Genomic DNA, 11807 nt, shown 5'->3' with positions numbered 1-11807 from the left:
ACCCAAACCCTAACCCTGCGCGGCGATCGCGATAAACTCAAACAAGTGTTCGTCAACCTGGTGCAGAATGCCTGCGATGCCTCCCCTGCCGGGGAAACCGTCACCTGTCGGGTCGAGTGCGATCGCCACATCCACGTGCAAATTGGCAACGGCGGCGAACCCATCCCGGCAGATGTGATCCCCAAACTGACGCAACCCTTCTACACCACCAAACCCTCCGGTACCGGGTTGGGATTGGCGATCGTCAAACGAATCGTTGAAGCCCACGGCGGAGAACTCTCGATCGCCTCCGATGCCCAGACGGGAACCACTGTGACGGTGCGCTTGCCCGCAATGGGTTCTCAATGAAGTCCTTCTCCCCGTAATGCCAGACAAGAGCGTTCAATTTGGCAAACATCTCTCCACATCTGTACGACCGATCGCCTTAAAGCGATATAAAACAGACCTTTTAGTCACATCGAGCGGTGAAATTTGAAGACTTCGAGTTCTGACCTTTGTCAGTCAGCCAGAACGAACCATTCAATATCGTTATTCTACCGACAAAGAATCGAAGCAATTATTGGCTTCAAACTGTTGTTGTATTTCCCAGTTCAAGGGGTGACAAAGAGGTTTATTGTAGCCTGAACCCTACTACCTGTGTACGTACCCTTTCAATTGTCTGGAGTCTACCATTACGAAAACCGCTGTAAGCAAAACTCAGGTCTTTTCGCATTGTATTCGTCATATAAAATTGCGAATACTGTCCGCCAGAAAAAAAGTCGGGCAAGCTAAACTTACCCAACTTTCATCAATGTTAGTGTTACTTCGCAGTTGTAATGCCTTTATCGACAACTACCAAACATATTCTTCTTGGATAAGAGTACGACCTTCATAAATTGCCAAGGTAGCGCCATTAACAATGTATGTATAGTTGCCATTGACGGCGACGTAACCCGTTCCTTCTTCCACGTAAGCGGGTAGCGTGACGTAATTTCCACTCCCTTTTTCAATACCGTGATAAAATAATCCTTCTACGGTACAAATATAAATCCAAAAGCCGTTTGTTTCGTAAAAAGCCACCTGTGGCGTACCACCGGCACTATCGGGACAAAAAGACCGAGCTAGTTGTAGCGGAGCCGTGCTTGAATGGTTACCGGCAATGTCTCGATCGTTATTGAGAGTGGTTGCCCCAGCAAAAGGACTCAAGAAGAAAAAGGCGATCGCACTCAAACTCGATAGCTTCCCGACAAATTTATTCTTCATGTAATTTGACACAATCTGAGTAAAGTGATAACTTATGCTTCAGCTCGAAAAGATAGAAACATAAACTCAAAAAAAGAAGCTCGAAAATAAACAATCGATCGTCAAAAAAGAAGCTCGCTCATTACCAATAATAATGAGAAAAAGAAAATAATATTTGACTGAGTTCGATCGTACTTTCCTGCTACCTCCATGTTATTTCTGGATTTTTTTGATGTCAATCAAACCGTCGGAGCTTGACGGACATTCGATCGAGTAAAAAGTTTTCCGAACCGTTAAAATTCTGTTAACTGTGGCTGTTGGGTTTTATACTTCTGCCGAACCTACAGGGTCTAGATTTTTGAGTCGCGTATATCTAAGCGCAACCCGATCGACGATCGCGTTCCACTCCAAAGTTCGACTCAGTGCGCCCATTGCTGCAAAATATACTCGTAAAATCGCTCCGTATCGACCCGTTTCATCGCCTGAATTTTACGTCCCCCCGGCTGCACCTTCGTTCGGCCTTGACTGCATCCCGTCGTGACGATTGCCGTTTCCACTTCCTCTAACTGGTACAACTCGGGACGTGCCAGATAAGCCGTTGCTAAGACATCCCAGAAATAGTAGTCCTGGGGAATTGCCAGAGCGTAACACTGTCCGGCGAAATCGGAGAGGGAATAGCGACGTTGTCCGGCGATCCGGCGTACGAATTCCGAAGTCACCGGAACGGTGTTGGTGATATCCAACGAACACAGCACGATCTCAATTTGAGTTTGCCAGACGCGATCGATTGCCATCGGGTCCCAAAAAGCGTTCCACTCCGCCGAGCCGTCATGTCCCGGTTCCCATACCGATTCCACATTTCCCGGCACGTTCAGCGCACCCCCCATCCAAACAATTTTCTCGATTTTGGCTTCGATGTCCGGAGCCATCTCTAGTGCTGCTGCCACAGTAGTTAAGGGTCCGGTGACCATCAACGTTACTGGGGCGATTGCCTCTCGAATCGCGCGCACCATCAGCGCTTGTCCCGATTCGGCCAGCAGAGGAGTTCGCACTCGACCATTTTCGTTGAGAATAGGCAAATGGTCGATAATATGAGAATCTCGGCGGTAGAGGGGAGGAAAAGGATTGATACCGCGCACGGTACTCGCGGCGACGGGAATTTTACTGCGATCGACCAAATCGAGAATTTTGCGAGTCACGCCGATGGCGGGTTCGATGTAGCAGTCTGCCGGAGTAACGACAATACCGATCGGGTCTACGTTATCCATGGTCATCAGTAGCAAAACCGATAGATAATCGTCTATGCCACCATCGTGGTCGAGAAGAACGAGGGATTTGGACATTGTGCGATAACGGTTTTTCGATCGAGCTACGGAACCCTGTTAGCTTACCAAAGTTTGAAATTTAACCCGATCCCCGTTTTTACCATCACGACTTTCGATCGAAATCGCTCTTCAATAGAACAATATGACGCAACCACAGAAAAATTTAGCGATCCGGGTGGCTCGAGCGCCTGTAGGATTAATCTCTGGGGCAACCTATCCGTTCCAAGCCCTAGTCTTGATGGTTCGCAATCCCAATTTGTGGGGGTATATTCTATTTCCCGTATTGGCAAATGCGATCGCCGGACTTGCTTTGTATGTCGGCTTGCTGCTACCGGGGTTGAAAGGGATCGATCGCCTGACTCTGACGCTATCGGCTCGTTTGTACCCACTGCTAGCCGATTTACCCCGGTGGTTGAGTTGGCTGACCGTTCTCGATAACGTACTCGAAGTTCTCTTGCAAATTGTACTGATTCTCGGGCTGCTGCTTCTGACGGGTTTCGTGCTGGTGCAGTTCGGGACAGTGCTGGGTTCGCCGTGGTACGGTCAGTTATCCGAACAGTTGGAGAAACTCCGTTTGGGAGAGGCATTTGTATCCCCACCGGAAGGATTGGGAAATGCCCTGCGAGATATTTGGCGAGCGATCGCTTTCGAGCTGAAAAAGTTGTTTCTAGTCGGGGGTTTGGGAGCGATCTTGTTGCTATTGAACTTGATTCCGGCATTGGGAACGGTGGCGGCTAGCTTTGGGGGAATTGCGATCGCCGCTCTAACTTTCGGTTTGGACTTTCTCGACGCGTCTCTCGAACGCCGAAGAGTGCGATTTCGAGAGAAACTAGCGACGCTATTGACTCAGTTACCCGCCAGCGGCAGTTTCAGTTTGGCGTGCTTCTTTCTCTGTGCCATTCCCGTGGTGAACTTTCTCACCATTCCCCTTTGCGTGGCTGGGGGAACGTTATTTTTCTGCGATCGCATCTGGCCAGCGCGCTTCGCCTCCGAAGGTGAAGTCCGTTCGGAAACGAAAACGCGTTAATTAGGTCGGCTGCTTTCACGCACTAGCGAGTGCCGCTCCTTCAAAAGAATCTTTTCCCTCAAGATAGCGGAGGACGGACTTGATGGTTTCTTCTTTTACCCATCCTTTGCGAACGGCGACTTCTCCAAATCGCAAGTTGGCTTGACTTTGCTCGGATAAAATTTCGTTAATTTGGCGATCGTTGAGGAGTTTTGCCCGCTTGAGATAATGTCCGAGGGGTTGGAGTCGTCCGCTATTGGCAACCTGTGGTAGATCCTCGGCAAAAAAGTCGATGGTTTCGGGCGCTAACCATCCTCGGTTGACAAGAATATCTCCAAAGCGTAAGCCATCCTCCTGAGTTTGTTGACATTTGAGCGCTAACGCTACCTGTTTATCGGAAATCAAACCGGCATCTTGCAAGATTTGACCCAACGGAACACCGGCAGCGACGGGTTCGGGGGAGAAGGGCGGTTGGAAAGGGGGCTGATAAAGATCGAGCTTCTGCTGGAGAAGCAGCCAGAAGAAAGGCAGATCGTCTACCAGATAGCGTTTCCACAGCCGCTGGGGTTCGCTTTGGAGTCGGTACAACCATTCGAGTCCCCAGTCGCTCATCCATTGGGGAGAGCGGGGTTTTTCTCCCGCTTCAAAGTCGATCGTCGCACCGATGGCCAAAAAGGTTTTAATATTTTTCAAGCGACCGTGATACTTCGCAAGCCAGTTTTCTTGCTTGGGTGCGCCCACCCCGATCGCGAGTACCGTTGCGCCCGACTCATTAATGCGATCGATAATTTTCTGGCACTCTAGCTCATTTCGTTCAAAGCCAAAGGAAGGGGAGTAAGCATCGACAATTATCTCCCAGCCGACTTTCTGGTTGATATTTTCTTGTGCTTTTAGCGCGACACCTTCAGCGGCTCCGAGCAGAAAGATTTTGGTATCTTTTTCCTCTTGTTTCTCTTCTTTTCTCTTGCAGTAGTTATAAAATTCAGGAAATAAGTCCGAACCTGAAATTTTTTCTCGAATCGGGGTTCCTAAAAACTTTGAGGCATACATGAGAACTTTGCTGTCGCACACTCGATAGTTCGAGGCTTGGTACGTTCTGTTGAAATCTCGATCTTTTTGTAGCTTAACGAGATGATCGACATTTGGTGTAAAGACAATTCCACCTCGATGATAGAGATTTTTTAGAAACTCTTTCATCGTAAAATTATCGATTTCAATATTGAGAATTTTAACTTTTTCTACCATTTCCATACTGCTTTTTAACCCCGAGCTTTTCGATCGAGTGAGATCGCATTTGCTCTCTTAAGTAATAGTCTCGCTTTCCAGTCTATCGAATTTTTTTGGCAGAAAATTAAAGTTTTCAAGAAGAAAGAGTATAAGAATTGCGAAAAGACTGTCTAGTTTAGATAGAACTGTCGATCGAGGGGTTCGGTAAATTCACGACTCGTAAATCTACAGATCTGAGGAGTGTTTCCCTCTATGGGTTACTCCCCCCAGTATAACAGAGTTTAAGGAGCGATCGGGGTAAACTTGGCAACGATCGCCATTACCAGCGGGCTGTTCTAGAAAGGTTTCCGAGGAATTACCTCCCGACGCTCTAAAACGAGAAAAAATGGCCAACTTACCACTGAAGGGACATCAGTTCGTCTCATTTTGGTATTTTGTCAGTAATTCATCGAGATAATCGAACCCATCCACACCAATTTCCGGAATGATTTTAGCTCGAGCTCGTCCTAAAAAATCCTGAAATTTGTCATCCCCAATTTGCCCGCGAACGATGGATAGTAAACCAGCAGATTGCCGCCATTCCACCGAATCAATTTGTTCCAATAAATACATTCCCAAGCAACCAAACGCGATCGCTTTTTCGATATTCTGCAAACCATAATACGCTTCGGCCAAATACGCAAAATTCAAGCCTCGCAGATATAAATCGCCTGAGTGTCGCGCAGCTTCGAGTCCCTGGAGTAAATGCTCGATCGCCGTCGAAAAACGAGATAGAATAACGCAAGCAATACCCAAACTATTCGAGCACAAAGCCTTACTTTGGCTATCTTGCAGTCGTTGGGAAAGCTCTAACCCCTGCTGCAAGTATTCGATCGCCCGTTCGTATACCTGGGGTTCCATTTGCTCGAGTTGGTGCGCCGAAAAGACCTCGCTGTAGCCGAAGTTCGCCAGGGCATTCGCCTCACCGGCACGATCGCCCACCTGTCGTGCCAGAATCAACGCCCGTTGCGCGTATCCGATCGCCTCGCGGTACTCCTTTTGGGCAGCATAGATGCGGCTGAGGTGGTTCAAACTCGCAATTTCACAGGGGCGATCGTCCGCCGTTCTCGAAATCTCCAAGGCTTCTCGATGAAACGCCGCGGCGCGATCGTAGTTCCCCAAGGCTTTTTGAGAATAGCCCAGCAGCGTCAGCACTCGCGCTTTTTCCTGAGTGCCCTCCACTTGACGCAACGGCAGCGCCAAATACTCCCAGGTATTCTCCAGGCGATCGCCCGAAAAAGAGGCAAATACCCCGCCATACAGGGGAAAATCATCTCGTTGGGCAAACGTCCGCAAAATTTGCAGCATCATTTGAAAGCAGCCCCCACCCAGGGGAGATCCTGCCGCCTCGAATGCCTCCGAAAGCCGACCCCAAATTCCTGCAAAAATAAGATAGGTACTCAAAGAGAGTTGCTTTCCCATCTTCACGTCGTAGGGTTGCTTGTCGAACCAAGCCACCAAACCCCGCTGTAACCCTTTGAGTAGCAGCACCAGTTCCAGCCAAGCTTCGACGCTGACATCTCCATAAATCGCCCCATCTTCCAAACCGCGATCGCGCGCCAGGCTGGCAAACAGTTGCTGGGGAAAATAGCTGCTGACTTTTTTTGCCCACGTCGCCCAGGGTTCTCGGGCAGCGGCAGCCCCGCCAAACCCCAGAGAAGCGCCAGCCCCCTTGTAAATCCAGCTAATCAAATCCCCCTCAATTCCGGCAAAGGCATCCAAACCTTGCGTCAGTCCCCGCGCCAGTTGCCCGAGTTGGCGATCGTTCCGCGTTTGAGCCTGGGCTTGTAGAGATCGCGCCAGTTGGCGGATTTGTTCCGAGTTGAGTGCTCGAGCCTGGTTGGGATCGAGCACTTGTAGAATAGCCGTGAGGCGATCGTCGGGTTCGGCATTAAGAATTTGCACCGTTGCTGTAGAGATCGCCGCATTGTCCTGATTTTCTTGCTGCCATCGCTGCCATTGCGTCTCGATGGTTTGCAGGGCTTTGAGGATGCGGCTGGCTTTGATTTTCGTGTCGAGTTGGGCTTCGGTACTGGCAATGCGATCGGCCAGACAGCGCTCGAAAATCTCCCCCGTTCCCGATCGAATCTCCCGAACCAGCCGTTGGTAGACCTGTTCTTTGGAGCGAATTTTGCCTTGGAGGGTGGTCTCGACGAGGCGATCGATAACATCAAAGTAACGATCGCGCGGGGAGTCGGGGGTGGAATTTGTCATCGAACTGGCTGTGGGCGTAATAGATAAGTATAATAGCGAATCGACCTCCCCACTCTGCCTTCTTTTCTCGATTTGCCAAATTTGCCAAGTTAGCGAGCTGCGCACCCCACGCCTCACTGGGTCGCGCTTACACTCCAATAGCAACCCGATGGCTTAGCAACGCTTTCCAAGTTAGGGGATCGGCACTGCCATTGACAGTCAAGCCGCGCTCTGTTTGAAACTTCTCAACCCCCCACTGGGTACGAGCGCCAAAGATTCGATCGGCAGACAGAGTATACCCGATCGCCTGGAGAGTGGTTTGCAAGTACTCCACATCCGGGCCGGCACTCCCCCGTTGCAGGGTGGGGGGAATCAGCGCTTTCCAGGTCGTCAGTCCAACAACTCCATTAATGCTCAGACTGCGCCGTTGTTGAAATGTCTTCACCGCGCCTTCGGTACAGACCCCGAAAATGCCATCGAGATCCAGGGTAAAACCGAGTTGATTCAGGCGCGTTTGCACGACTTGGATATCGCGTCCGCGATCGCCGCGACGCAGGGTGGGAAAGGCAGAGGCAACGGAGGTTTGAGGGATGCGGGTTTGAGAGATAGCAGTCATAGCGGTAATCCTCGGTGCTGTTGATGTTTCTAACCTACAAACTTCAACCCAGACACCGTGCACTTATGATGCCACTTCCTCGAATTCGACAGGATTTGAAGAGACACAGATCGACTCTATACCGCTAGAATCCTTATATTTTAGTATCCGTACCAATGGGGGGTACGGTGACGGTTGGGAAACCGGTTACTGCTTGAAGATCGGACCGGAGATCGATCGGAACCTAAAAGGCATACTCGGTATAATATCGGTATAATAGTAGTCTTCTATGACAATCCGGATTTTTCAAAATGCTTGGTTTAAACGGTTTGCTCGGCAGGAAAACATTGATAAAAGCGTTTTAATAGACGCGGTTTCTCGTGCAGAAAAAGGAAGCGTTGATGCCAATTTAGGCGGTGGAGTAATAAAACAACGCATCGCACGAGCCGGACAAGGAAAATCAGGTGGATACAGAACCATCATTGTTTTTCGTAGAGAAAGCCGAGCATTTTTTGTTTACGGTTTTGCAAAAAGTGACCGGAAAAATATTACTAGGAATGAAAAAGAAGCATTTAAAGAAGCAGCCTCAGAGCTTCTTGCCCTGTCAGAAAAACAGATATAAAGCTTGATAAACAAAGGCAAATTGACGGAGATAGAACCATGAGTACACCCGAAAAGCAGTACCGTTCAGATGTGTTTGCCGCCATCCACGAGACGATGGAAGCATTGCACGACATTGACGCAATTAACACGACAACCATGCGCCAGTTCGACGAAACCTGTCTCGAACCCGTTCGAGAATTAACCGGCGATGATATACGCACCTTGCAAGAACCCGAGAATGTCTCGCAGCCCGTGTTCGTCGATCGCCTGAACGTTTCACAAACCCTAGTTTCCGATCGGGAAAGTGATGTAAAAAAACTGGAGGGCTGGCTTTGCGCCTTCTGAGTATTATTAAGAAACGCGGCTTGTCACTTTTGAAATAAGTAAGTCTATTCCCTCACCGCGACAAGAGCTTGCTAAACTAGCGTCTACTCGCGTTTGGAGGGGATATGACCGCAGTAAAAATTTCCGTTCCCGGTACGACGGCCAATATCGGACCGGGGTTCGATTGTTTGGGTGCGGCGCTGACACTGCACAATCACTTTGTATTTTCGCCTCTGGAGGGGACTGATTCCACTCTCGAAATTCGCGTGACGGGTTTGGAAGCCGATCGCGTCACTGCCGACGAGAGCAATCTGGCATATCAAGCGTTTGCCAAATTTTACCAACACCTGGGCAAAACGAGACCACCCGTGGCGATCGAGATTGAGTTGGGCGTTCCCCTTGCCCGAGGGTTGGGCAGTTCGGCAACGGCGATCGTCGGCGGGTTGATGGGAGCGAATCAACTGGCGGAGAAACCGTTGACTCAGGCAGAATTGATGCAGTTGGCGATCGAGATTGAAGGACATCCCGATAACGTGGTTCCCGCATTGCTGGGGGGTTGCCGCCTCGCCGCATCGGAGGGTTCCCACTGGCAAATTTGCGAGATTCCCTGGCATTCGGACATCGTTCCCGTGGTGGCGATTCCCGATTTTGAACTGTCTACGGCCGAAGCGAGGAAGGTACTACCCACCGAATACAGCCGCGCTGATGCTATTTTCAATCCCGCCCATTTGGGGTTGCTGCTGCGGGGGCTGGAGACGGGCAACAGTGACTGGTTGCGGGTGGGAACCCTCGATCGCATCCATCAACCCTATCGGCAAACCCTCATTCCCGGTTACGACGCGGTGCGGCAGGCGGCATTGGCGGCAGGGGCATACGGGATGACCATTAGCGGGGCCGGGCCGACGTTACTGGCCCTGTCTTCTCCCATCCAGACAGCAGAAGTCACTTCGGCGATGCGGACAGCATGGCAAGGTGAGGGGATTACTTCCACAGTGCGATCGTTGCAAATCGATCGTTCGGGGGCAACGGTTGGCTAATCTTAAATTTGGTTGAATACGCGCGCTTCACCGTGAAGTGAGCTGAGGAAGCTGGGGGAGCTGGGGGCACAACGACCGACGAGCGCGACCGGGGGAGACCCCAAAATCCGGGTTTTCAGTCGATTTATGAAAGGGTGACAAAGTGAATACAACCTTAACTTGTCAACCATGCCCGCACCCTTGAAACTCGTTACTGAGTTGGTGTCGTCACAAAATTTGCAAAGCTCAACTCGTTCGTGCGGTTCCACTGATAAATCTCATCTCGGAACCCCTTCCACTGCTCGTACACCTCTTTAAAAATGCCATCCTCATTGGCATTTTCCTCCAATAGCTCGATCGATGCTTTTTGTGCCGCCGCTAAAATCTCTTGGCTGTAGGGGGTCAATGTTACCCCCTCATCCACCAATCGCTTCAGGGCAGCACCGTTGCGGGCATCGTACTGAGCGAGCATATTGAGATTGGCCTCTTTTGCTGCCGTCTTAAAAACTTCCTGATATTCTGTGGGTAGCCCATTCCACTTGCCCAGATTGATTAAGACATCTAACGTTGCTCCCGGTTCCCACCAGCCGGGATAGTAATAAAATTTAGCCGCCTTGTGCAATCCTAGTTTTTCATCATCGTAAGGCCCAACCCATTCAGCTGCATCGATCGCACCCCGTTCTAGGGCTAGGAAAATTTCACCACCGGGGATAACCTGAGCGTTAACGCCCAAACGATTCATCACCTTGCCTCCCAATCCTGGAATGCGCATTTTTAAACCATTCAAGTCTGAGGTTGTTTTTATCTCGCGCTTGAACCATCCCCCCATTTGGGTTCCCGTATTTCCCGCCGGAAAACTGATGACATTGAAATCAGCATAAATTCTCTGCATCGCTTCCAAGCCGCCGCCATGATAAAGCCATGCATTTTGTTGTTGGGCGTTCAAGCCGAAGGGAATCGAGGTGGCAAATGCCAAGGCGGGATTTTTACCGATGTAATAGTAGCTGGCGGTATGGCCGACCTCTACCGTGGCTCCCTGAACGGCATCGAGAACTTCCGTCGCTGGGACAACTTCCCCCGCCGCATAGGGGGTAATGGTGAACCGTCCGTCTGTCATCTGGGCAACGCGATCGCAGACGGTTTGCGCGCCACCAAAAATCGTATCGAGGGAAGTGGGCCAACTCGTCGCCATTTTCCAACGCACGGTGGGAAGTGTTGCCCCTGCCCCTCCTGTATCGGTGGCACTTCCGCAAGCTGCTAGGGTTGCAGCACTCGCAGCACCGACGGCCGTATGGCTGAAAAATTGTCTCCGTTTCATATCAAAATTGGCGAACCGGTATTTAAAAAACAGGTATAAAAACTAGCTGTAGTCTACGACACATCGGTGGCTTCTAGGGGGTCGATCGATTGTCAGCCGCTCAAAAACTCGTATCCAATCCCCCTTGATGCTCGCATTTAAACTCTCGCTGTCGCCACGTTGCCAAATTCACGGCAGCGAGGGGTTCGAGATCGGGACAAATGGGAGAATAAATTTGAGAGATACCCGCCCACAGGAGACCGCGAAGGGTATCGATGAGGATTTTGGGCAAAGATTCCTGATTTCCGGGAACCCCCGTTTCATCCACTAAATCGGGTTGGGGAGGTAATTAGCTTGAGGTGGCGAACGTCCCATCGTTTTAATATGGGTTGGGCGAAGTAGAAGTTGCCAAAAGTGGAGTTGGCGCAATTTTCTAGCCAAACTTTTTCGATTGGGGCCCTTTCTCGCTGAAAAACCAGCAGAATGCAAGGATCGTCAGATCCTTTGGAAATGAGGATGGGGATATCAGGGTATTGAGTGGCCAAGCGCGCCGCGTAAATCTCTCGCTGGATGCTGCCACCCAAAACTAGAAAAGCATCAACCTCGCCAGCCGCTGCGTTACGCAATCTCAAGCCATTGCCCAGCCCGAAGCTCAAGAAAATTGCGATCGCAACTAATAAAACAAGTTGTAATCCTCGTTTAACGATCGGGTATTTTTTTCGCGTCATCTCAAATCTGAATCGTTATTGCTAAGGATCGAAGATTTAATAAGTTCTCCCCTCTCGGGAGGGGTTGGGGGGTGGGTTCCCTTCGCGCCAATTGCACAGATTCTTAAATTCTCATCCCTAAGAACTCCTGCCGACATCTTTCTTCCCTGGCTTCTGGGACTGAACTCATCCACAAATACGAGCGATCGCGAAATTTTCTATCCACCTACTCCCATCCACGCACGGTTTTGGTA

Annotated in this window: 13 protein-coding genes; 5 read left to right on the top strand and 8 right to left on the bottom strand. The window is 50.2% G+C overall.

Features of this window, described 5'->3' with window-relative positions:
• A partial coding sequence (locus IQ235_RS07385; RefSeq protein WP_264320843.1) for a sensor histidine kinase occupies positions 1 to 348 on the top strand: 348 nt, incomplete at its 5' end.
• A gap of 483 nt (positions 349 to 831) precedes the next feature.
• On the opposite strand, the gene IQ235_RS07380 is transcribed toward IQ235_RS07385, so the two are convergent.
• Positions 832 to 1242, bottom strand: a complete 411-nt coding sequence (locus tag IQ235_RS07380) for a hypothetical protein (protein ID WP_264320842.1) — start codon at positions 1240 to 1242, stop codon at positions 832 to 834.
• Positions 1243 to 1640: 398 nt separating this feature from the next.
• Positions 1641 to 2564: a nucleoside hydrolase gene (locus IQ235_RS07375; RefSeq protein ID WP_264320841.1), complete on the bottom strand. Its 924-nt coding sequence runs from the start codon at positions 2562 to 2564 to the stop codon at positions 1641 to 1643.
• 124 nt (positions 2565 to 2688) lie between these two features.
• Here IQ235_RS07375 and IQ235_RS07370 point away from each other — a divergent pair, with 124 nt between their 5' ends.
• The gene (locus IQ235_RS07370; protein WP_264320840.1) at positions 2689 to 3573 is read left to right on the top strand and encodes an EI24 domain-containing protein; all 885 of its coding nucleotides are present in this window, start codon (positions 2689 to 2691) and stop codon (positions 3571 to 3573) included.
• 15 nt (positions 3574 to 3588) lie between these two features.
• On the opposite strand, the gene IQ235_RS07365 is transcribed toward IQ235_RS07370, so the two are convergent.
• The 3 genes from IQ235_RS07365 to IQ235_RS07355 form a co-directional block, all read right to left on the bottom strand.
• Positions 3589 to 4797, bottom strand: a complete 1209-nt coding sequence (locus IQ235_RS07365; RefSeq protein ID WP_264320839.1) for a WecB/TagA/CpsF family glycosyltransferase — start codon at positions 4795 to 4797, stop codon at positions 3589 to 3591.
• A gap of 393 nt (positions 4798 to 5190) precedes the next feature.
• The gene (locus tag IQ235_RS07360) at positions 5191 to 7032 is read right to left on the bottom strand and encodes a tetratricopeptide repeat protein (protein ID WP_264320838.1); all 1842 of its coding nucleotides are present in this window, start codon (positions 7030 to 7032) and stop codon (positions 5191 to 5193) included.
• Positions 7033 to 7159: 127 nt separating this feature from the next.
• Positions 7160 to 7627, bottom strand: a complete 468-nt coding sequence (locus tag IQ235_RS07355) for a peptidoglycan-binding domain-containing protein (RefSeq protein WP_264320837.1) — start codon at positions 7625 to 7627, stop codon at positions 7160 to 7162.
• A 268-nt stretch (positions 7628 to 7895) separates the two neighbouring features.
• On the opposite strand from IQ235_RS07355, the gene IQ235_RS07350 reads away from it, so the two are divergent.
• The 3 genes from IQ235_RS07350 (at position 7896) to thrB (ending at position 9570) form a co-directional block, all read left to right on the top strand.
• Positions 7896 to 8228, top strand: coding sequence for a type II toxin-antitoxin system RelE/ParE family toxin (locus IQ235_RS07350; protein WP_264320836.1), 333 nt, complete (start codon positions 7896 to 7898; stop codon positions 8226 to 8228).
• Between the two features lie 38 nt (positions 8229 to 8266).
• Positions 8267 to 8554, top strand: coding sequence for a helix-turn-helix domain-containing protein (locus IQ235_RS07345; protein WP_264320835.1), 288 nt, complete (start codon positions 8267 to 8269; stop codon positions 8552 to 8554).
• A 104-nt stretch (positions 8555 to 8658) separates the two neighbouring features.
• Positions 8659 to 9570: a homoserine kinase gene (gene thrB, locus IQ235_RS07340; protein ID WP_264320834.1), complete on the top strand. Its 912-nt coding sequence runs from the start codon at positions 8659 to 8661 to the stop codon at positions 9568 to 9570.
• A gap of 190 nt (positions 9571 to 9760) precedes the next feature.
• Here the strand turns inward: thrB and IQ235_RS07335 are convergent, their stop codons facing one another.
• From IQ235_RS07335 to IQ235_RS07325, 3 genes are all read right to left on the bottom strand, one after another.
• On the bottom strand, positions 9761 to 10867 hold the full coding sequence (locus IQ235_RS07335) for a TRAP transporter substrate-binding protein (protein WP_264320833.1): 1107 nt from the start codon (positions 10865 to 10867) through the stop codon (positions 9761 to 9763).
• A gap of 100 nt (positions 10868 to 10967) precedes the next feature.
• A complete protein-coding gene (locus IQ235_RS07330; protein WP_264320832.1) occupies positions 10968 to 11174 on the bottom strand; it encodes a hypothetical protein in 207 nt (68 codons plus the stop codon).
• On the bottom strand, positions 11167 to 11574 hold the full coding sequence (locus IQ235_RS07325) for a YdcF family protein (RefSeq protein ID WP_264320831.1): 408 nt from the start codon (positions 11572 to 11574) through the stop codon (positions 11167 to 11169). Before IQ235_RS07325 ends, IQ235_RS07330 begins: the two co-directional genes overlap by 8 nt.
• Positions 11575 to 11807: the final 233 nt, after the last annotated feature.

The sequence above is a fragment of the Zarconia navalis LEGE 11467 genome (assembly GCF_015207075.1).
Classification (GTDB): Bacteria; Cyanobacteriota; Cyanobacteriia; order Cyanobacteriales; family Geitlerinemataceae; genus Zarconia; species Zarconia navalis.
This window is presented reverse-complemented; position numbering and strand designations above follow the sequence as displayed.

Bases quoted from the DNA above. Each gene is read 5' to 3' on its own strand.
- thrB (WP_264320834.1), top strand. From the start codon at position 8,659: ATGACCGCAGTAAAAATTTCCGTTCCCGGTACGACGGCCAATATCGGA.
- IQ235_RS07355 (WP_264320837.1), bottom strand. From the start codon at position 7,627: ATGACTGCTATCTCTCAAACCCGCATCCCTCAAACCTCCGTTGCCTCT.
- IQ235_RS07380 (WP_264320842.1), bottom strand. From the start codon at position 1,242: ATGAAGAATAAATTTGTCGGGAAGCTATCGAGTTTGAGTGCGATCGCC.
- IQ235_RS07375 (WP_264320841.1), bottom strand. From the start codon at position 2,564: ATGTCCAAATCCCTCGTTCTTCTCGACCACGATGGTGGCATAGACGAT.
- IQ235_RS07350 (WP_264320836.1), top strand. From the start codon at position 7,896: ATGACAATCCGGATTTTTCAAAATGCTTGGTTTAAACGGTTTGCTCGG.
- IQ235_RS07335 (WP_264320833.1), bottom strand. From the start codon at position 10,867: ATGAAACGGAGACAATTTTTCAGCCATACGGCCGTCGGTGCTGCGAGT.
- IQ235_RS07360 (WP_264320838.1), bottom strand. From the start codon at position 7,032: ATGACAAATTCCACCCCCGACTCCCCGCGCGATCGTTACTTTGATGTT.
- IQ235_RS07325 (WP_264320831.1), bottom strand. From the start codon at position 11,574: ATGACGCGAAAAAAATACCCGATCGTTAAACGAGGATTACAACTTGTT.
- IQ235_RS07345 (WP_264320835.1), top strand. From the start codon at position 8,267: ATGAGTACACCCGAAAAGCAGTACCGTTCAGATGTGTTTGCCGCCATC.
- IQ235_RS07365 (WP_264320839.1), bottom strand. From the start codon at position 4,797: ATGGTAGAAAAAGTTAAAATTCTCAATATTGAAATCGATAATTTTACG.
- IQ235_RS07370 (WP_264320840.1), top strand. From the start codon at position 2,689: ATGACGCAACCACAGAAAAATTTAGCGATCCGGGTGGCTCGAGCGCCT.